This is a genomic window from Planctopirus hydrillae, from assembly GCF_001707835.1.
GTDB classification, from domain to species: Bacteria; Planctomycetota; Planctomycetia; order Planctomycetales; family Planctomycetaceae; genus Planctopirus; species Planctopirus hydrillae.
Map to the genome: position 1 here is coordinate 1 of NZ_LYDR01000151.1, position 18,872 is coordinate 18,872.

At 53.3% G+C, this 18,872-nt stretch carries 16 protein-coding genes; 5 read left to right on the forward strand and 11 right to left on the reverse strand.

Annotation, left to right across the window (positions count from 1 at the left end; all coding sequences use genetic code 11):
- Positions 1 to 384: 384 nt before the first annotated feature.
- From A6X21_RS18490 to A6X21_RS18515, 6 genes are all read right to left on the reverse strand, one after another.
- Positions 385 to 1,401, reverse strand: coding sequence for a sugar phosphate isomerase/epimerase family protein (locus A6X21_RS18490; RefSeq protein ID WP_068850976.1), 1,017 nt, complete (start codon positions 1,399 to 1,401; stop codon positions 385 to 387).
- Positions 1,402 to 1,490: 89 nt separating this feature from the next.
- On the reverse strand, positions 1,491 to 1,895 hold the full coding sequence (locus A6X21_RS18495) for a hypothetical protein (RefSeq protein ID WP_068850979.1): 405 nt from the start codon (positions 1,893 to 1,895) through the stop codon (positions 1,491 to 1,493).
- On the reverse strand, positions 1,873 to 2,463 hold the full coding sequence (locus A6X21_RS24425) for a hypothetical protein (RefSeq protein ID WP_131818431.1): 591 nt from the start codon (positions 2,461 to 2,463) through the stop codon (positions 1,873 to 1,875). The genes A6X21_RS18495 and A6X21_RS24425 overlap by 23 nt, the downstream gene beginning before the upstream one ends.
- A gap of 459 nt (positions 2,464 to 2,922) precedes the next feature.
- A complete protein-coding gene (locus tag A6X21_RS18505; RefSeq protein WP_068850982.1) occupies positions 2,923 to 4,320 on the reverse strand; it encodes a lactate utilization protein B in 1,398 nt (465 codons plus the stop codon).
- A gap of 87 nt (positions 4,321 to 4,407) precedes the next feature.
- The gene (locus tag A6X21_RS18510) at positions 4,408 to 5,181 is read right to left on the reverse strand and encodes a (Fe-S)-binding protein (RefSeq protein WP_068851251.1); all 774 of its coding nucleotides are present in this window, start codon (positions 5,179 to 5,181) and stop codon (positions 4,408 to 4,410) included.
- A gap of 170 nt (positions 5,182 to 5,351) precedes the next feature.
- Entirely contained in the window at positions 5,352 to 6,365 is a 1,014-nt protein-coding gene (locus A6X21_RS18515; protein WP_068850985.1) for a DUF1559 domain-containing protein, read from the reverse strand.
- A 568-nt stretch (positions 6,366 to 6,933) separates the two neighbouring features.
- On the opposite strand from A6X21_RS18515, the gene A6X21_RS18520 reads away from it, so the two are divergent.
- Together A6X21_RS18520 and tadA are read left to right on the forward strand one after the other, a co-directional pair.
- On the forward strand, positions 6,934 to 8,421 hold the full coding sequence (locus A6X21_RS18520; RefSeq protein ID WP_068850988.1) for a Do family serine endopeptidase: 1,488 nt from the start codon (positions 6,934 to 6,936) through the stop codon (positions 8,419 to 8,421).
- Positions 8,422 to 8,805: 384 nt separating this feature from the next.
- Positions 8,806 to 9,285 (forward strand): tRNA adenosine(34) deaminase TadA, encoded by a 480-nt coding sequence (gene tadA, locus A6X21_RS18525; protein WP_240490322.1) that lies wholly within the window; start codon positions 8,806 to 8,808, stop codon positions 9,283 to 9,285.
- Positions 9,286 to 9,466: 181 nt separating this feature from the next.
- On the opposite strand, the gene A6X21_RS18530 is transcribed toward tadA, so the two are convergent.
- The 5 genes from A6X21_RS18530 to A6X21_RS18550 form a co-directional block, all read right to left on the reverse strand.
- The gene (locus A6X21_RS18530) at positions 9,467 to 9,871 is read right to left on the reverse strand and encodes a hypothetical protein (RefSeq protein WP_068850994.1); all 405 of its coding nucleotides are present in this window, start codon (positions 9,869 to 9,871) and stop codon (positions 9,467 to 9,469) included.
- A 151-nt stretch (positions 9,872 to 10,022) separates the two neighbouring features.
- Positions 10,023 to 11,582, reverse strand: coding sequence for a WD40 repeat domain-containing protein (locus A6X21_RS18535; protein ID WP_068850997.1), 1,560 nt, complete (start codon positions 11,580 to 11,582; stop codon positions 10,023 to 10,025).
- A 43-nt stretch (positions 11,583 to 11,625) separates the two neighbouring features.
- Positions 11,626 to 12,534, reverse strand: coding sequence for an SEL1-like repeat protein (locus A6X21_RS18540; RefSeq protein WP_131818432.1), 909 nt, complete (start codon positions 12,532 to 12,534; stop codon positions 11,626 to 11,628).
- A gap of 569 nt (positions 12,535 to 13,103) precedes the next feature.
- Entirely contained in the window at positions 13,104 to 13,664 is a 561-nt protein-coding gene (locus A6X21_RS18545) for a hypothetical protein (RefSeq protein WP_131818433.1), read from the reverse strand.
- A gap of 465 nt (positions 13,665 to 14,129) precedes the next feature.
- Complete coding sequence (locus tag A6X21_RS18550) at positions 14,130 to 15,380, reverse strand: CinA family nicotinamide mononucleotide deamidase-related protein (RefSeq protein WP_068851007.1); 1,251 nt, start codon at positions 15,378 to 15,380, stop codon at positions 14,130 to 14,132.
- A 295-nt stretch (positions 15,381 to 15,675) separates the two neighbouring features.
- On the opposite strand from A6X21_RS18550, the gene ahcY reads away from it, so the two are divergent.
- The 3 genes from ahcY (at position 15,676) to A6X21_RS18565 (ending at position 18,698) form a co-directional block, all read left to right on the forward strand.
- On the forward strand, positions 15,676 to 17,028 hold the full coding sequence (ahcY, locus tag A6X21_RS18555; RefSeq protein WP_068851009.1) for an adenosylhomocysteinase: 1,353 nt from the start codon (positions 15,676 to 15,678) through the stop codon (positions 17,026 to 17,028).
- A gap of 207 nt (positions 17,029 to 17,235) precedes the next feature.
- A complete protein-coding gene (locus tag A6X21_RS18560) occupies positions 17,236 to 17,790 on the forward strand; it encodes a DUF6932 family protein (RefSeq protein ID WP_068851012.1) in 555 nt (184 codons plus the stop codon).
- The gene (locus A6X21_RS18565) at positions 17,787 to 18,698 is read left to right on the forward strand and encodes a hypothetical protein (RefSeq protein ID WP_068851015.1); all 912 of its coding nucleotides are present in this window, start codon (positions 17,787 to 17,789) and stop codon (positions 18,696 to 18,698) included. The genes A6X21_RS18560 and A6X21_RS18565 overlap by 4 nt, the downstream gene beginning before the upstream one ends.
- Positions 18,699 to 18,872: the final 174 nt, after the last annotated feature.

Genomic DNA, 18,872 nt, shown 5'->3' on the forward strand with positions numbered 1-18,872 from the left:
AGCCCGGCACCTTCGAACTCCTCCGCAATCCCGAACTGCTCAACTACGCCTTCAGCCCTTAACTTGATGCGTATGGGGCGGATGAAGACATCCGACCCCTGCCACCCGATAGAACGAAGACATCAAGTAGAAAAGCGTGAAGACCACGCGTCGGCAGAACGAGACAAGGAAAAGAGCCTCACCCTGCCCTCTCCCACGATGATACGGGCGAGGGTTCCAGAGGCATACGCATGGCGCGGCTTCTTGTTGCCGTGCAATTGCACGGCAACCCGGCCACGAGATGGCCGGGCCACCCTTGAGTGGAGTCAAACACCAAGTTGTGTGATAGACAGCTCTGAGCTGCAAGCATGGCACACGGTGCGTTTTTTCTTCATGCCAAGCGGATTAAAACCCGCGGGCAGCGCGGATGTCGAGGAAATCCCGCAGGCGGTAGTTGATGCCCACATAATCAAGTTGTCGGCAGAGAGCTCGCACTGCGACACCCATGCCATCCGGGCCACTGAAGCCACCGAACTGGCCGCCCCCTTTGAGGTGGGGTTCGAGTTCGAGAAAGGTGCCAGGCAGGCCGAGTTTCAGCATCTTCTTTTCGATACGGGGAAGAACTTCCTTGAGATCGCGAAGAATGCGTTCGTGGCCCGAATCGCCGACATCGGCAGGAACAAAATTTTTGAGCCGCTCTTCATCGACAACGCCATTCCACTGCAGCTTCGGATCAATCTTGTAATCCTTGATGTGCATGTAGCCATAGACGTCGCGCATGGCGAGGTATTCGGCAAAGCAGGCTTCGGGTGGCAGATTCTGGCTGGAGAGATTCCCGCCATCGAAGATGCAGATGAGATTGGGCTTCTTGACCGCTTTGGCGAGGGCAGCGAGAGTTCGTCCATTCTGCCCCACGAGATTGGCTTCGACTTCGAGGCCGTAAACGAGGCCGGCTTTGGCACAGGCATCAACAATCGGGCCCAGGGCATCGGCTGCAGGTTGAATGTACTTCAGAGCGTCTTCACCACGCGGGTGATAGAACGAGAATCCGCGAATGATCTTCGCACCCAGAGCTTCGGCAGCGCGGATTGTGGCGGCAACCTCTGTTTCCAGATACTTCTTGGGAGCGACATACCGGTTATGAGAGCCATCTTCCTGATCGAAGAGTTTCACTTTCCCGAGTCTGGAGCCAATGCTGCAGACCTTCATGCCGTACTGTGTCTGCAAGGTGGCGAGTTGCTTAAGTTGCGCCTTATCGAGTTCGGTGACATGCTGCACCTGCCCCGTGCCCGCGACATCGACAAACCGCGGGCTGTAGTAAGACAGCCCTAATGCGGAAAGGGATGAAAACTGCTCGACGGCCGACTTGGTGTTCGCCGCTTCATCGGCAAAGGCAGAGAGAATCACAGTAGGTTCAGGCATGGTGGGGGTTTTCAAAAGTTCATCTGGAGGTGGAAGCAGGTCGCAAGAAAGTATTCAGGAGCATGGAAACATGGCTGTGCTCAGTCAGGTCAGTCATCATTGCTGAGTGCAACAAGGGAATTGACAAGTGCGACGATTCGAGGTGACCTGAGAACCTGTGCAAGTGCATCGAGCACCTGTTGGGGGCTATATGCTTCTGCCTCGTCAGCAAACTCGCTTTCCAGCTCTTCCGCATGGATAGTGCAAGGATAGACAACCATTTTATGGTGGCGAATTTCAAGAACTTCCTGTGAGAAGTTCCGAACTGGTGCTCGCACAACGAGATGGTGGGAAACGGTGTCAGCCGTGCGTTCTGACCTCGTGACTTCTGCGACAACCAATCCGTTGGTATGAGTGGCGAGTTTTTTGGCCTGCATTTCCAATAGCGATTTTGGAGTCGCGACGGCTGGCAGAATCTGATCAGACCACAGATCAGGAATTTGCGAAGTTGCCATGTGGGGCCTCCTGGGAAACAGGCGATGCTAATTTCAAGACAATAGGAAAGTGATCCGAAAAATTCTCGTAATCTGGCTGCCCAGATTCGTTCTGCAGGCTGAAGGAATTGAGCTTTGAAATAATCTTTAAGTCGACCAATCGATCGGTCAGTTCATTTCTCAAGAGTACTTGATCGAACACATGCCAGAAATAGGCATTTGATGTCGACGATCTGTAAAAATGGGTACCCGGTGGATTCTCGCCATCATCACCAAGAAATCGCCACATAGGATTGTAGAACATTTTTCGTTCGTTACCGTCAACTGTTCTTGAGCCTTTTTTAACGAGTTGACGGGACATTGTGGCATGCAGCCCGTTAGCGCCGATGACTTGCCGGGAGAACGGATTCAAATTGAAGTCACCAATCACCATTGTTCTGGTATGACCTGCGAATTTCTCTTGCTTGTCAATACGGCCGATAAGATCGGAGATGATGACATCCTGATCGGTTTCGTCACGGTGCAGCAGAGAGGGCAAATGGACCAGTGCAATCAGAAACGTCTCATGACCCGTGCGAAGTTCCAGCAAGGGAGCACGCTCACTCCGATCAATATAGACTGGTTCAAAAGAGAGCAGAGGTTCTCGAAACGCCACACAAAATCGACGGATGGGATTTTTCGGATAGTTCCAGATTTGTCCCGAGGAGATCGACAGCGTTTCCGCGAGAGATTTGGAAGTCAGTGAAGATTCTGCTAACAGGACGACGTTCAATTCGAATTCATGAACCCACTCGATGACTGGCTCAACGAGTGATTTGCGATAGGTATTCCAGAACCCAAAGTTCAACATTGGTGATTCGATCGCTTCAATTCCCGCAAAACTGCCTGAGAGCTGTTCGTCAAGTTGCTCTACACTGCATTGAGTTGATTCAGAAAACAACAGTTCTTTCTTGTGTTGCAATTAGCATAGCGAAGCGATCGGGAACTGTCTCGGAACCGCTCTCTGTCGTTACGATTTGAAGAACTCTGAAGGATTGATCATGCGGAATTAGTTCTTAGATTTCTCGGCGATCTTCTGTCTCTCCGCATACAACTCCCGGAATGACTTCTTGGGCATGGGGGGGAGTTCTCGTTGTTTGCCCCATTTGTTGAGGCCGTTGTAGACCATGAATCTGGGGAGCCACGGCCAGAGCTTTCGGCCGACTTTCCCCATGAACTCATAGAGCCGCGGGTGGCTGAAGAGTTTGCCGGCAAACCACATGCCCCAGCGTTTGTCAAAGGGGAGAAGTCCCAGGGCGGCAATCTGCTTCCGCCAGGTGAGGAGTTGCAGATGCAGATCGATCTTGACGGGGCAGACATCGCTGCACGAGCCGCACAAGCTGCAGGCGTAGGGGAGCGTGCTGTGCTGAGCCGGATCGCGCGAAGGGGCGAGAATCGAGCCAATCGGGCCGGGAACTGTGGTTTCGTAGCTGTGCCCGCCACTGCGACGATAGACCGGGCAGGTATTCATACAGGCACCACAGCGAATGCAGTGCAGCGACCTGCGAAACTCGGGCGTCCCGAGAATTTTGCTGCGGCCATTGTCGACAATCACAATATGCAGTTCGCCACCTTCCATCGGGCCATGGAAATGGGACGAGTAAGTGGTAATCGGCTGCCCGGTGGCTGAGCGTGCCAGCAAACGGAGAAAGACAGACAGATCGGCTGCCCTGGGAATGATCTTTTCCATTCCCATGCAGGCAATGTGCAATTTCGGCAGCGAAACTCCTAAATCGCAGTTCCCTTCGTTGGTACAGACGACAAAGCCACCTGTCTCGGCGATCGCGAAGTTCACGCCTGTGATCCCCGCTTCTGCCCCGAGGAACTTCTGCCGCAATTCGACACGGGCGGCATTCACGAGGTAAGGAGGATCGGTGGCACCTTTTTCTGTTCCCAGATGTTCATGGAACAGCTCGCCCACTTCTTCCCGCTTGATGTGAATGGCGGGCATGACGATATGGCTGGGAGGTTCATGCAGAAGCTGGACAATCCATTCCCCCAGATCGGTATCGACCACTTCGAGGCCATGCCGTTCGAGAAACGGATTGAGATGGCACTCTTCGGTGAGCATCGATTTGCTTTTCACGACCTTTTTGACGCCGTGCTTCTGCAAAAGACTCAAGACGATCTCGTTGTGCTCGGCAGCATCTTTCGCCCAATGCACGACGGCACCGCGCCGGGTGGCTTCGGCTTCGAACTGTTCGAGATATCCCGCCAGGTTCGAGAGCATGTGTGTTTTGATTTGAGAAGCCCGTTCGCGCAGCAGTTCCCATTCCGGCAATGTCCAGGCGGCTTTATCCCGCTTGGAGCGGACAAACCAGATCGCCTGATCGTGCCAGTGGGCACGCGGCTCATTATCGGTGAACTTCTGGGCGTTGGTCGGGTGATCGTGCTTGGCAGCAATCATCTCGGGCTCCGAGGAATGTTCGAGATCTCTGAGTAATTGTCGTTCAAACAGGGCTGGAGGCAGTCTCGATGAATCAAAAATGGTGCATCATTTCACGGCACGACCAGCAAAAATCTGAGCGAGATGCATGATCTTGATCGGCTTTTTCTGGCGGACCAGCAGTCCCTGTAAGTGCATCAGGCACGACATATCGCCAGCGGTCATCACTTCGGTTCCCGCCTCTTCGTGGTCGTGAATCCGGTCATTTCCCATCATGCACGAGACGGCCTCTTCGTTAATGGCAAACGTTCCGCCAAAGCCGCAGCATTCATCCACCCGCTTCAGTCCCACCAGTTGCAGCCCGGGCATGGTTGTCAGGAGCTGTTCGGCTTTGCTGTAAGCCGGTGAGACCAGTTCACTGCACTGGCCGAGCCTTAATTCGCGGAGTCCATGACAGCTTTGATGCAGGCCAACCTTGTGAGGGAAGGGAACATTGAGCGACTCGACCTTGAGGACATCGACCAGAAATTCGACGAGTTCGAGAGTGTTTTTTTCCACGTGCTTGAATTTGGCTCGATCGACCCGGCCCGCTTCGATTTCATCGTACAGGAGATGTTCGTAATGACTGCGAATCATGGCCACACAGCTTCCCGATGGACAGACAATGTGATCGTAGCCGGCGAAGAGTTCGATGAATCGTTTCGCGACCGGGATGGCGTCGACAGTACAGCCGGTGTTGGCCATGGGCTGGCCGCAGCAGGTCTGGTCTTTGGGGAATTCGACATCGCAGCCAAACCGTTCCAGGACATCGCAGGTGGCGAGGCCGACATCCGGGTAAAGCTGATCGATATAACAGGGGATGAACAAACCAACACGGGGCATGCGCGGATTCCTGTGGTGCGTACCATTTGCCAGAATATTGTAGACCACACCCGGCCCCGCTGCATCCATAGAGTTTGATTCGTTGATTTACAGGGAAAAAGCAAAGACCTCACATCGCGAGGATATGAGGTCTTGAACGAGCGCTGGATCAGCAATGACAGGCTATGGAATTAGAACTCGCCGACGACGTTGCCATCTCGAATTGAAATGATGTTGTCGAAGAGGCTGTTGGGAGTATCGGTTCCGTCGGTTCGGCCTGGGGAATGGTCGATGTTTTCACTTACGAAGCGGACCGATCCGTCGAATAGAACAAAGTGGGCTCCACCCGTGTGAGGACTGCTGAAACTGCGAACCCAATCCCAATCCGCTCCAGAATTGCTGTCTTCATTAATACGGTTGCGGCCAGTTCCCGCAGTGTCGTATCCGAAATCGTTCTCATGATCTCCGTCGATGGTGCCAATCCAAACGGCTGCGGAAGCATTTTCGTTCTGTTTGTAGCGGCGTTCGCCTGCTGCGACAGTGTTGGAAGTTCCATCCGTGATGTCGCGTGTCGAAGTGCGGCTGTTCGGGAAGAAACCACCGGTGGGAGTTTTGTTGCCGCGATCGGGATCGGTCGCGACCAGCGGGTTGATGGTGGTTTCGTGATCGTGTGCCGCCACATAGTTGGAGGTGGCTGCTTCCCAGCCATTTTCGGTCTGGCGAGCCCACATCGAACCGGCATTAATCGGGCCGGCAATATCTGATGGGCACATATAGCCTGCGATGGGAGTACGAATCAGGTTTTGGCTGTCGAGAGGGAAGCGGGTCGAACCCACTCCGAGGGAGGAGTAAAGTGGCGCCTGATCGATGTATGGCAAAAGAAACGCCATCCAACCCCAACCAGGTGCCATATTAGCCGAGTTCGCTCCGGTGGCCGTCGCGTGATTGGTCGAATTCGTGGGAACTACGGGCATCACAAACAATGGCGGGAAAGCCCCGTAGTTGTCGTGGTAGTTGTGGAGCGCCAGGCCCAACTGCTTGAGGTTGTTACGACATTGAGTTCGGCGGGCGGCTTCGCGTGCCTGTTGAACTGCTGGGAGCAGCAAGGCAATGAGGATCGCAATAATTGCGATGACCACGAGCAATTCAATCAGTGTGAATCCTCGCCGCTGAGATAACTTCGACTGGATCGTTTTTCCCGACATGAGAAGACATTCCTTACAATTTGAAAATAATCCGGGGACCAATGCTGGATCCGCTTTTCGTTGCACGAACATATGATAATACACTGATCGTTGTGGTGCTATCTATTCAGGAAAGCACCCATTGCTGTTGGTAATTACACGCAACGCAAATTTTTCCATAACGTCATGAAATAAAATCGGTTACGAAACTTCACATTGCCAAAGCGCAACAAGCGGCCAGGCACATGATGAATCCCAGACGGCGAAACGTCGCCACATGCCGGGTTCAGTCATGGAGATTCCGCATGGAGGAAAAGAAATTTTTCCTCTCCAACAGTCACCCGACGGAAGCCGTAAATCAAAGAGCAGCAGTCATCACAACTCCAGTTCACCTCTGGCCAGAAATGGAGTTGTCACAACGAGTTTCGTTCCCTAACGGGCTTTTGATGACGGGTTGATCGCCGGGAGATGACAACCTTGAAAGTTTTGTGGTTGAAGTCGGCTCTGGCTGAATTTTTATGATGAACGGAAGTTTCAATTACCAACACCATGCCGTTAACGCGGTTTTTGAGTTGTGAAGGAGTGACGGATGAGTTTTCTCTCTCGATTTGGCGGCAGTCTGGCCACACTTTCCGCTGGAGCAATTGTCGCGGTGGCCTCGATGCAATACGCAGAACATACTCAGGCCGTGGCGGTTCCTCGCGTCCTCACGCCGGGCGAATTCTCGCTGGCGTTTCGTGAAGTTGCTTCGCAAAGCCTGCCAGCGATTGTCTCGATTCGGACACTCAGCAAGGGGAACGCAGCAAACGTCGGCAGCCTCCCCGGTGGCGACGACCTGCCACTGCCAGAATTCTTCAAGAACGATCCCCGCTTCCGCGACATGCTCAAAGCACCGCGCCAGCAGCGCTCCCCCATGCAACGTGGGATGGGCAGCGGCTTCGTGATCGATGCCAGCGGGATCATCATGACCAATAACCATGTGGTCGATGGTGCCGACGAAGTGATCGTGACGCTGCAGAACGGCAAGGAATACGTCGCCAAGGATATCAAAACTGATCCTCGGACTGACGTGGCCATTCTGCGGATCGAAGGGGCCAAAGATCTCGTCGCACTTCCTTTAGGTGACAGCGATTCGGCACAGCCGGGCGACTGGGTAATGGCCATTGGTTCTCCCTTTGGGCTCGATACCAGCGTGACAGCCGGGATTGTCAGTGGTAAAGGCCGTGGCATGGGGATTACCGAACGCGAAGACTTTATTCAGACCGATGCGGCTGTGAACCCTGGCAACAGTGGTGGGCCGCTGCTCAACCTGCGTGGGGAAGTGATCGGCATCAACACTGCGATCTCTTCCCGCAGTGGCGGTTACGATGGTGTGAGCTTCTCGATTCCGATCAACATGGCACAGTGGGTCAGCAAGCAACTGGTGGCCAGCGGGCAGGTCAAGCGGGCTTATCTGGGCACATCGATTGCCCCTGTGGCCGAATCGATTGCACTCAAGCTGGGTGCCAATGCGGGTGAAGGTGTGGTGATCCAGATGGTTCGCCCTGATTCACCTGCTGCCAAGGCAGGCCTGGAGCCAGGCGACGTGGTGATCTCAGTCAATGGTGTGAAAGTGAACGATCCACGTTCCTTGCAGTCGGCTGTCGAACGGCTCGACATCGGCAAGTCCTACCCGATTGTTGCTAAGCGTCAAGGGAAGGAACTCAACCTGAGTGTTGTGGCCGAAGAAATGCCCAGCGATTTTTCTCGCTCGCAACTGGCTCAGTCGGGCAAGCCCAAGAGCCAGTCGCTGGACAACATCGGGATGTCGATTGATCGGCTGACCCCATCGATCGGCCGTCAACTCGGTGTGACTGGTGAAGGCGTGGTGGTGACTGAAGTGGCGGGTGATTCTGCCGCTGAAGCTGCCGGTGTGAATGTGGGCGACGTGATCGAAAAGATTGGCGACAAAGCGGTGGCTCAGCCCGAAGATGTGAAAGCCGCTCTGGCCAATGTTGATCTCAAAGAAGGGGTCATCCTGCACCTGCGAAATGCGGAGGGCAAGCGATTTGTGATCCTCAAGAGTGTCGATGAATAGCCTTCATCACACCTGAAGTTGGCTTGAGTGAGCCATTCAGATCACAGGATTGACGCCACGGAAGGTGTCCGGCAAGGACGCACAATTTCGACAGACCCGGCGGTTTTTCGCCGGGTCTGTCACTTCCCACCCAGTCCGCCACCCCCTGGCGGCAAGGAAGAGGCAGGCTCACCAGACCAGTGACCTGCCTCTCTCTTTTTGGACTGAGGGTTGGCGTTTGGTGTTGGGGATTTGGTATTTGGTATTTGGCGTTTGGTTTTTGGTTTTTGGTATTAGTGATGAAGACTGAGAAGTCATCGATTTCAAGTGCCCAACATCAAACAGCAAATACCCAACATCAAATACCAAATACCAAACCTCCCCATGACCCAGCAGCTTTCCGACATGTTCGATCACGTTCTGCAGCCTCATGATCGATGGATGCGGCAGGCGCTCGATCTGGCTCAACAGGCCTTTGCCGAAGAAGAAGTGCCGATTGGTGCCGTGATTGTCAAAGACGATCAGATCATTGGAGCGGCGTGGAATCAGCGTGAGCAGCTCAAAGATCCGACGGCCCATGCCGAGATCGTCGCGATTACTCAGGCCGCCGAAGCGATGGGTGACTGGCGGCTGGAAAATTGCACGCTCTATGTCACACTCGAACCTTGCCCGATGTGTGCCGGTGCGATTGTGCAGGCCCGCATTCCGCGCGTGGTGTATGGGATTACCGACCCGAAGGCGGGAGCCTGCCATACTCTCTATCAGATCACCGACGACGCCCGGCTGAATCATCGCTGCGCTGTCCTGGGCGGTGTACTGGCTCAGGAATGCAAAGAGATTCTGCAGGAGTTTTTTCGACTGCAAAGATCCCGCGGAAAAAAGTGAGCCGCTGTGGAATTAAGACGGATTGACGGGTGGCCCCGACGTGGCTTCGAACGTCTGGGTGATGACAGTCACAGGAACCACCAATCAAAGCGCCTCATATATCCGGTGAGTGCATGAAACATGCCTTCGCGAAGACATTGGTGGGTTGCGCAGAGGCTTAATCCAACCTACATGGATTGTATCAGCCGATAGTAAGAGCCTTCTCAACAATTTCCGACGGAGAAGGATCTGGATTATTCTCGAAGTATTCTTCCGGATAATACAGCAGCCCGTTTTTGGCAGAATGAATACAATTCGCGTCAAACAACAAAGTCATGAGTGCCAGTTCGACCGGAGTGCCATCGGCTTGCATTAATCTTTCCGTAAGCGTAATCATCTCTTGCTTGGAAATCCTTGGCCATACAGATCTCCAACCGAGGGAAAAATCAACGATGTAATCAGCCGAATAATCACCAACAAACAACTCCTCAATCTTTGGATACGCCACCTGCGACTGAAGTTTAGAGAGAAGATGGGAGTGGTTTTGCCCTTGATCTCGGGCATCTTGAATCTCATTGGCCAGTTTGATCAGATCATCTCGTGACAACAATGCTTCCTTTTTTGATTTGTCGTTAACAGAAGACCTGGTGGGTTGAGCAAAGCATTAACACACCCTACGCGGCTACATGGCTTTCGAAAGCGTATCTGCCAAACAGTCTCTCTTTGGCTGGGTGTAAAGCTGGCATCACCTAACGTTGTCAGTGACCATCGAACGGTCGTTCAAACTCCTCGATGTCGTTGATTGCCGAGGAGAAGTCCCAGAAGCGGATTTTTCCGTCGCCGCAACCTGCGATCAGCTCGCCGTTTTCGGGAAACATTTCCATGCCATACATGGAATTCCCCGCTCCTACGAATTCCCCGCGATGCCTTCCAGTTTTTAAGCTCCAGACGCTGATGCCGACCGAGATCGTGTTCGACATGGAGTGGGCCAGCAGATATTTTCCGTCCGGCGTCCACAATGGCCGGCTCAAACTTTCACAACGGGTTTGTTCGAACGGACGAAGTTCGTGCAGGAGTTCGCCGGTGTCGGTTTTCCATACCCGTAATCGCCAATGGTATTTGTTTGTGGACAATCCCCGCGTCGCGGTCGCAACGAGTGTTTCGTCGGGGGAGAAAACCGCTTCGGTGCCTCCGCAGTCTTCATCAAGCACAGCCACACTGGCTTGCTTGTCGAGATTCCACAGGGAGACGGTTCCCTTGGCCGATTGAATCACCGCCAGACGTTTCTTGATTGCCGGACAGAATCGAACCGCTTCTTCGGGCAGATCCGTTAATCGTGCGACCGGTTTCCAAGTTGCAGTCTCGTAGATAACAGGCGGTTTTTCATCTGAACAGAGCAGCAAATGTTTTCCATCCAGAGTGAAGCGTGGCGTCAATGACCAACTTAAACTTTGAACATAATGAAGCCGCTTCCATTTCTGGGTTTCCAGAATCACACACTCTCCATACCCGACGAATGCGGCCAGCGAACCGTCGGGCTTGAAGGTGATGTTCCTAGCGAAGCTCAATTCCAGCTTGAGCACTCCCAAAGTCTCGCGGGTCGTCGGTTCCCACAACTGCATTTTGGAACCGTCCGAGTAGACGATCTGCGCTCGATCCGGTGTCAGTCCAAAGAATCCGTCACCCCTGTAGCTGGCGGCGTCAATCTCGTGTTTCGGCCTGAAATAAAGAGTGCGAGGTCGCAAGCCTGAATGGCTGAGGCGAAAGATCTCCAGCACTTCAAGGGGAGGATTGGCGATATCGTAGACCCGGATCATTCCGTTTCCGTTGCGCATCGACTGGATCATCACCCTTCGCCCGATTGGCGGAAGTTTCGAACCATCGGCGGGCAGATTTGCCAGCAATTCGTCCAAGCGCTTTAGGTCGTTTTGCGAGACGGTATTGCCACCCGCCCCTTGAAGTCCCCATCGACTTTTGGTTTCCCCCCAGCATTTCCCGTCAATACTCACGTTGTCCCAGCTTTGGATGATACTCGGTCCATGCGGACCCTCACCGGCCGCTTTCGCCGCCTCTTCGCCTCCGACCGTGATGATTACCAGCCGGATGCCGGCGAGCGATTTTTGACAGTAGGATTCGACCCAGGCATCGTACTCGCTGAGGGTTCGTACCTCACCGATCCCATCCGCAGCGTTTGGCGGATCATCCTGAGCGAAAGATGCCGATGGTGCGAATGAGACATTGACCATCACGAAAAGTGTGTAAAACCACCGCGCGAGGAACCGCTCGTTCATATTCTCTTGAAAAGTTCGTGTCGGCATTGTCGTTTCCACAATTCTGGGCTTCGATGACTCGGGGACATGGTTAAAACTGCTCGTGTGTTGCCAACCATCTCATTGCATCCGCATTCCCCAATTCGGCCGCTTTTCGAAACATTTCCAATGTCTGCAACCGGTACCACGATTTGATCTTGGGGTTGTCCTCGCAGGTCGCCAGATCCTGTGCATACATTGCGCCCAGGTACGACATTGCCTCCGCGTTGCCTTCGTTGGCGGCAGACCGGAGCCACTTCTTAGCTTCCAGCCGATCGGGCTTAGGTCCCCAGCCCTGCCGATACATCAGACCAAGGCCGCACATCGCGTCGGCATCTCCATTGCTGGCGGAATGAACCAGGTAGCTTCCGACTCGGCGAAGTTGCAACTGAGCTTCGTCCGCCAAGGATGAGGAAGCCTCAATCTTCAGAACCTTGACGAAACAGTCGACGGCCTTCCTGTGTCTGGCTTCGATGATAAGCAGGCACCCGAGATTGAACCAATCCGTGGCGTTTTCGGGATGTTGGTTTACGGCGTTTTCCAAAGCCTGGCGAGCCGCCACAAGATTGCCATCTTGCTTGAACTGCTCAATGACAGTGCCGTCGCCTTGCAAGCGTTCGGTTTGATCTTCGCGGGCCTGATCGATGGAAGGTGGCTTGCGGTCTAACATGCCCCCAATACGCTGGGTGCTGATTTTGGAGGTCTTGACGATCGAATCACCGTCCCAGATCGAATCTAAATTCTTAACTTTATTAAATGGATCAAATCGTTTGAGCTTCGAGACTGCCACCGCACTCGGTAAGAAGATTAAGGAGAAACTGCCGTTCTCCGTCGAGACATCGACGTTGTAAGCCCAATGAGCAATTTTTCCCGGCGACCAGGCCAGGGGACCGACGTATAGTTTTCGTTCACCCTTCTGAAGAAACAAATCGAAGCCCATGCCAACCGGTGGTTCGTCCACCTGGATCATCACCTCGACGAGCGATGTGTCTCGGGTATCCCGGATCGCCTGGATACGGAGGCACTCTTCGACCTTGGATCGCAACGACTCGTCTGACTTCAGTACCGGGAGAGTCGATGTCGCAGGTCTGGATGCCGGAGTGGGAGTCTGCGCCTGCGATGCCACCGGTTGCCAAAGCACGATCAAAATCAGCAATCCCGCGCCACGCAGGAACCGGCGATGATCTGGAGAGAAAAACGTAGTAAGGGAATGATCCATCATGCGGTTTCCTTCGCCAGACGACATTGTGAATCGACAACGGTGATCAGTGATAAGGTTTTATCCCGCATAGTTCCGACCCAGACACGCTAACCAGAACCAGTTCGAAGCAGGTTAAACGGCCCGGCAGATCCAATCAACTTTTTTCCCGTCGGAAGCGGCATGAGGATCTGGTCGGATGACCCAGAAGTGGGTTTGAACGCTTGGGTGACGATAGTCACAGGAAACACCAATCAAAACGCGGCATGTATCAGGCCGAGAAGTCCTGGTGGGTTGCGGAGAGCCCTAATCCACTCTACATGGCTACGAGGCTAATTCCAGAAGGGTTCCACATCGTGCTTGATGAAAATCCCAGGATCCACTTCTTCAGATCTCACGAATTTCAAACCCTTCGGGAGAGGACAATCTGGGGATTTTCGAACCCAGACATCGTAGACCCATCTCGCGTAAGGCAAATTCTCGTCCATGTCAAAAATCAAATCTTCACTGGTCATGCTGATGCGGCACTCAAGAGAACTCAACGCCTCGTCGGCAACGATAATGTATCCAGCATCGCAGGCGATTGCATATGTGTGCATGCGATCCCAAAAGTCAAGATGTTCCGAGACTGGAATTTCCTGAATCCTTTCTTGATCCCAAGTAATACTTGTTTTCGGAAGCGATCCTTCTTGGTGAAACTCAATTTCGTAATTCACGTAATCATGTTTCAGATAAAAGCTAAACGAAACACCTTGATCAAGAAGTGATTTGACAGATTCATCAACCGGATCCCTAATAACATCCTTCCAAGAACCCATGTGCATAAATCCACTCTCTTCATCACGCTTGCAGATACAAACCTCCGGGTCAATTTGTGTTGCAAAACAGATCATTTCACCTATACTCTCTGCAGGCTTGAGTGAGTGCCCAAGACGTGGAAGTAGAAATGCAGATCTTGTTAATGCCATAATAAATAGACTCTAAAACTCATCAGCATGGCAAGGTGGGCCAAGGCGTGGCTTTAACGTCTGGGTGACGCCGGTCACAAGGAGCACTTTGTGAAACCCAGTATAGCTTTGGTGGTGAGGTTGATACATGCCTTTCGGAAGACCTGCTGGAATACGCAATGTGTTGATCCAGGCGACCAAACTCTCAGATTTCAATGAAGAATATGTTTCCCTGGAAATGATCGCGGGCCGCTGTCAGGTGTGAAGACATGCTTGCCCAGAGCTGCAAGCATGGCACATCGCATGTAGAAAGCAAAGGGAGAAGACCCTCACCCTGCCCTCTCCCGGCAGACCGGGCGAGGGTTCCAGAGGACCTTGTGCGTGGCGGGGTTTTCTATCGTAGTGAACGAGTCATCGGACGCCGAGTAAGCGGAGGCGGAGCATGTTTAATGCGGCTTTGGCTGTGCGGCTTTTGGCAATGGCCGGGTCTCCGAAGTGGGTGACTTCTTCGAAGATCAGGTCTTTCTTCGTCGCGAGAGCAATGTAAGACGCGGGGACGGCCTGCGAAGCGTCTTCGGCCTTGAAGCTGGGCCATTCTGTCACTGCCAGAGCGAAGTCCGAAGTGAACCGGCGGCGGCAGGCACTGGCCAGCGCCATGGCGGTTTGCGGGCTGATCGCTCCGTAATGCTGCATGACCCGGGGGTCGATTTCGAGCATTGACAGCCGGGCGGCTGTCGTGGGGACGACATAACCGCCGCCATAGCTGGAATCGAACCCGGGGACACTCGTTAGTCGATGTGCCAGGAGACCACCGGTCCCGGATTCTGCGGTCGAGAGTGTCTTGCGCTGCTGGCCCAGCAATCGAATGACGGCATGTTCCAGCTCTTCATCCTCTTCGCCAAAGACGAGTGTCCCCATCCGGTTGAGAATGATTTCACGGGTCGAACTGATTTTCTGTTCGCATTCGTGAGTGCTGGTTCCTTTAGCGACAATGCGCAGGGTGATGGTGGCTTCATGCACAGTGATGCCGACTTCGGGATCGCGGCCGCGCGCTGTCAGATCTCCCAGAAGCTGTTCGGCGGCAGATTCCCCCACGCCGAAACAGTTGATTCGCGCCCGGCGAATCATGTTCGAGCCGGTCTCCAGCCGGGGGACTACCTGTTCTTTGAACATTGGTTTCATTTCGCTGGGAACGCCTGGTAAGGCGGCGACCCGGCAGGGTGGGCGGCCATTGCGGGGGATTTCCATCCAGAAGCCGGGGGCTGTGCCGCGAGCGTTGGGAATGGGTTCGGCTCCCTGAGGAAACTGGGCCTGAATCACATTCCGTTCGGGCATGTCCCGCTTGCGCCGGGCGAACATGGCTTTGATTTGTGCCAGCGAATGCTCATCGACCACCAGCGGGACGTCGACACATCGTGCGGCGGCTTCACGAGTCAGATCATCGAGAGTGGGCCCCAGGCCACCTGTGATGATGATCACATCGACCCGCTCGGCGGCGGTTTTAAGTGCAGCCACCATCCAGTCGAGTTCGTCGGCCACGGTGGTATGAAACAAGACGGAGATGCCCAGATCGGCCAGCGCCAGGCTCAGCCACTGGCTGTTGGTGTCGAGCTTGGCACCCGTTGTCAGCTCAGACCCGACCGCCAAAATTTCTGCGTACATGGAGTCTTCTTCAAAAAATGATGCAGAAGTCGATCGATTCGGATAGCACCACTCGAATCATTAAACGCTGATGAGTTACCTGGCGGAATCATTTTTCCAGTGGCAAATGATGCATCTTGGCAACAGTGAGGCGTTCCGGCAACTTCGAATGGAAAGCGAAATTCCACTCACGAGTCGATCACGCTATACTTCTGTAATCGCGATCGGCGGGGAATTTCCTTCCGCGATCGATCTGCCGTTTTGAGTGGTCATGGGATTGGCCACATTTTGAATCTATTTGCGAGGAATTCGACTCATGGCGACAGCCACACTTCACGAGCAGGCCAAAACAGACAAGCTGCCCTACTGGGTCAAGGATATTTCTTTGGCCGAACTGGGCCGCAGGGAAATCGAACTGGCCGAAGTCGAAATGCCAGGCCTGATGGCACTTCGCGAAAAGTACGGCAAAACCAAGCCACTGGCCGGGGCCCGCATTGCCGGCTGCCTGCATATGACCGTTCAGACCGCTGTGCTGATCGAAACGTTGACCGCTCTGGGTGCCGAAGTGACCTGGTCGAGCTGCAACATTTTCAGTACGCAAGATACCGCTGCTGCGGCCATTGCTGCCGCTGGTATTCCTGTGTACGCCAAGAAGGGGATGACCAACGAAGAGTTCGACTGGTGCATCGAGCAGACACTCTTCTTCCCGGATGGTCAGCCACTGAACCTCATTCTCGATGATGGTGGCGACCTCACGAACATGGTTCACGACAAGTACCCCGAGCTGCTGAGCGGCATTAAGGGTCTTTCCGAAGAAACGACCACGGGCGTGCATCGGCTTTACCAGCGGATGGAGCAGGGCAAGCTGGGTGTTCCCGCCATCAACGTGAACGACAGCTGCACCAAGAGCAAGTTCGATAACCTCTACGGTTGCCGCGAATCGCTGGCCGACGGAATCAAGCGAGCGACCGATGTGATGGTGGCTGGCAAAGTCGTTGTCATCTGCGGTTATGGCGATGTGGGTAAGGGTTCTGCCGCATCGATGAAGGGCCTGGGAGCCCGCGTCATTGTCACAGAAATCGACCCCATCTGTGCTCTGCAGGCCACGATGGAAGGTTATCAGGTGACCACGCTCGAAGAAGTCGCTCCTTATGCTGACATCTTCGTGACGACGACAGGTTGCCGGGACATTATCCGCGCTGAGCATCTCGATGTGATGAAGAACAACGCGATTGTCTGCAACATTGGGCACTTCGATCTGGAGATCGAAATCGCCTACCTGAACAATCGCAAGGATATCAAGAAGACGCGGATCAAGAGCGATCAGGACGAAGGCGGCCCTGTGGATCGCTATGCATATCCCGATGGCAGGGGCATCATCGTTCTGGCCGAAGGTCGTCTGGTGAACCTGGGCTGTGCCAATGGTCACCCCAGCTTCGTGATGTCGAACAGCTTCACTAACCAGGTGATGGCTCAGTTGGCCCTGTGGCAGGACACCGACCGGTTCGAACTGGGCGTGCACCGCCTGCCGAAGGAACTGGACGAAGAAGTTGCCCGTCTCCACCTGGAAAAGCTCGGCGTCAAGCTGACCAAGCTGACCAAGACGCAAGCCGAATACCTCGGCATTCCGGTTGAAGGGCCGTATAAGCCGGAGCATTATCGGTATTAAGGGTTGATTGCCAACTATATGTTATTAACCACGAGTCAGGTCTCGGCCTGACTCGTGGTTTTTCGTTGATGGGAATGGTGAGACGAACTTGATGAATTTCATCGGATTTGGATGAAATCGCCGCCCGCTAACACTGCAACAACATGTACACTATGTTAATCGCTTTCGAGTTTTGCTGGTGAACGTGATTGGAGGTGTGTTACGGCCATTCCACCATGGACAACTTCTGGAGTTCTGCCGCCGGTCAATCAAGATGACCCCACTGGGTTTGAGCGTTCTCCTTACACAACGTCACTCCTCGATCTGGTTCTGCGATTTGGAATCTCAAGAGATCGACGAGAAATTTTGAATGGTTTGCTTCGGTTGCGACAGCATTTTCATTCCCTGGGACTTAACCAGGGATTTCAGTGGATTGATGGTAGTTTTCTTGAGGATATTGAAAACCATGAAGACCGTTCCCCGAGAGACGTGGATGTTGTCACCTTTGTTGTCCCGGTCGAGAATTTGACGGAACATCCTGAATTCCCTGATAATGTGGTCCATGGCTGGCTCAAACAACACTTTCTGGTGGATCACTACTTTGTAGAGTTGAATTTGCCACCTCATCAGCTTGTTGATCAAGCAGCCTACTGGTACAGCTTATGGTCACATCGAAGAACATTGCAGTGGAAAGGATTTCTTCAGGTCGACCTCGCAGAACAGACTGAAGGAGACTGTCTGGCAATTCTGGAGAATCTCAGTGATGAGGAATCAGGGAAATGAATGTTTCTCAAAATGATCTATTGCATGCCGAACAACAGTTTCTTCATCAGCAGCTTGCGCAACTGCCAGCCAAGTCAGTCCTCACACGCTTAAGTATTGAAGCTAAACTCAAGTCGATTGAGGGCACTTTAGAGAAATTGAATTCACAGCCTGTTCGAGCGAAAGCCTATTTGACATTTCGTGGAAAGCCTGTTGTCAAAAATATGGGGATTTTCGCAGACTTCGGCAGTAAGGCGACAAGTGCCTTTACAGACGCTGTTGCAGCTATTGGGGCCTCTTTAACCGGAGACTTAGCGGCAACAGGGCCGATCCCTCATCGCGGTCAACATCAATTTCTGATTACGAATACGGCAACAGGATCGTTCGGATTTGAGCTTGAAGAGCATATCAGTGACCCAACATTGTTTAGCGAAGAGACCTCGGCGGCGCAGTCACTGAAGATCACTCAATCGCTTCTTCAAAGTAGTGTTTCAGGGTCGGATGAAGAACTTGCAGATAGCGTTGCGGGTATCAATTCCCGGTCGATTGAAGCCGTGAGGAATTTTGTCTCGCTCCTGGCGACAAATGATGCAGTCTGTGCATTATCAGTCGATCATTCCACATTCAGTTTCCATGATTTAGGCGAGGTGCGCCGAAGCATTAACCGACTGAGTCAGGAAAACCTGCATGAGTCGATCGTCACTTATTCTGGCCAGTTCCTGGGAGTTCTACCCGAAGGCCGTGCTTTTGAGTTCAGGGATGCCAAAACGAACGAATTGTTACGAGGCAAAATCTCGGTACAAATTGATAATCCGGCATCAATCAATCAACACTTGAAACAGCCCGTAGAGATCACAATTCTTCGACGATGTGTGGGCGTGGGAAAGCCTCGTTATGAACTTATCGATCTGCCTCAATGGGATCACTAACAGGCTTCTTAAGGATCTTGAGGGGCACTAGTCGGTTGAAGTCTGGATTTCCACCGGAGCATCGAAAACCACAAGAGGTTGCTTATTGCCTGCCGGACTGGGTTGAGCTTGATGATCTTGAGGTTGGGAAGAAAAGAATTTCTGGGGGCACACTCTCGTCGATTGGTAGCACCT

Bases quoted from the DNA above. Each gene is read 5' to 3' on its own strand.
- ahcY (WP_068851009.1), top strand. From the start codon at position 15,676: ATGGCGACAGCCACACTTCACGAGCAGGCCAAAACAGACAAGCTGCCC.
- A6X21_RS18550 (WP_068851007.1), bottom strand. From the start codon at position 15,380: ATGTACGCAGAAATTTTGGCGGTCGGGTCTGAGCTGACAACGGGTGCC.
- A6X21_RS18520 (WP_068850988.1), top strand. From the start codon at position 6,934: ATGAGTTTTCTCTCTCGATTTGGCGGCAGTCTGGCCACACTTTCCGCT.
- A6X21_RS18510 (WP_068851251.1), bottom strand. From the start codon at position 5,181: ATGCCCCGTGTTGGTTTGTTCATCCCCTGTTATATCGATCAGCTTTAC.
- A6X21_RS18505 (WP_068850982.1), bottom strand. From the start codon at position 4,320: ATGATTGCTGCCAAGCACGATCACCCGACCAACGCCCAGAAGTTCACC.
- A6X21_RS18515 (WP_068850985.1), bottom strand. From the start codon at position 6,365: ATGTCGGGAAAAACGATCCAGTCGAAGTTATCTCAGCGGCGAGGATTC.
- A6X21_RS18490 (WP_068850976.1), bottom strand. From the start codon at position 1,401: ATGCCTGAACCTACTGTGATTCTCTCTGCCTTTGCCGATGAAGCGGCG.
- A6X21_RS18545 (WP_131818433.1), bottom strand. From the start codon at position 13,664: ATGATCTGTTTTGCAACACAAATTGACCCGGAGGTTTGTATCTGCAAG.
- tadA (WP_240490322.1), top strand. From the start codon at position 8,806: ATGTTCGATCACGTTCTGCAGCCTCATGATCGATGGATGCGGCAGGCG.
- A6X21_RS18495 (WP_068850979.1), bottom strand. From the start codon at position 1,895: ATGGCAACTTCGCAAATTCCTGATCTGTGGTCTGATCAGATTCTGCCA.
- A6X21_RS18535 (WP_068850997.1), bottom strand. From the start codon at position 11,582: ATGCCGACACGAACTTTTCAAGAGAATATGAACGAGCGGTTCCTCGCG.
- A6X21_RS18565 (WP_068851015.1), top strand. From the start codon at position 17,787: ATGAATGTTTCTCAAAATGATCTATTGCATGCCGAACAACAGTTTCTT.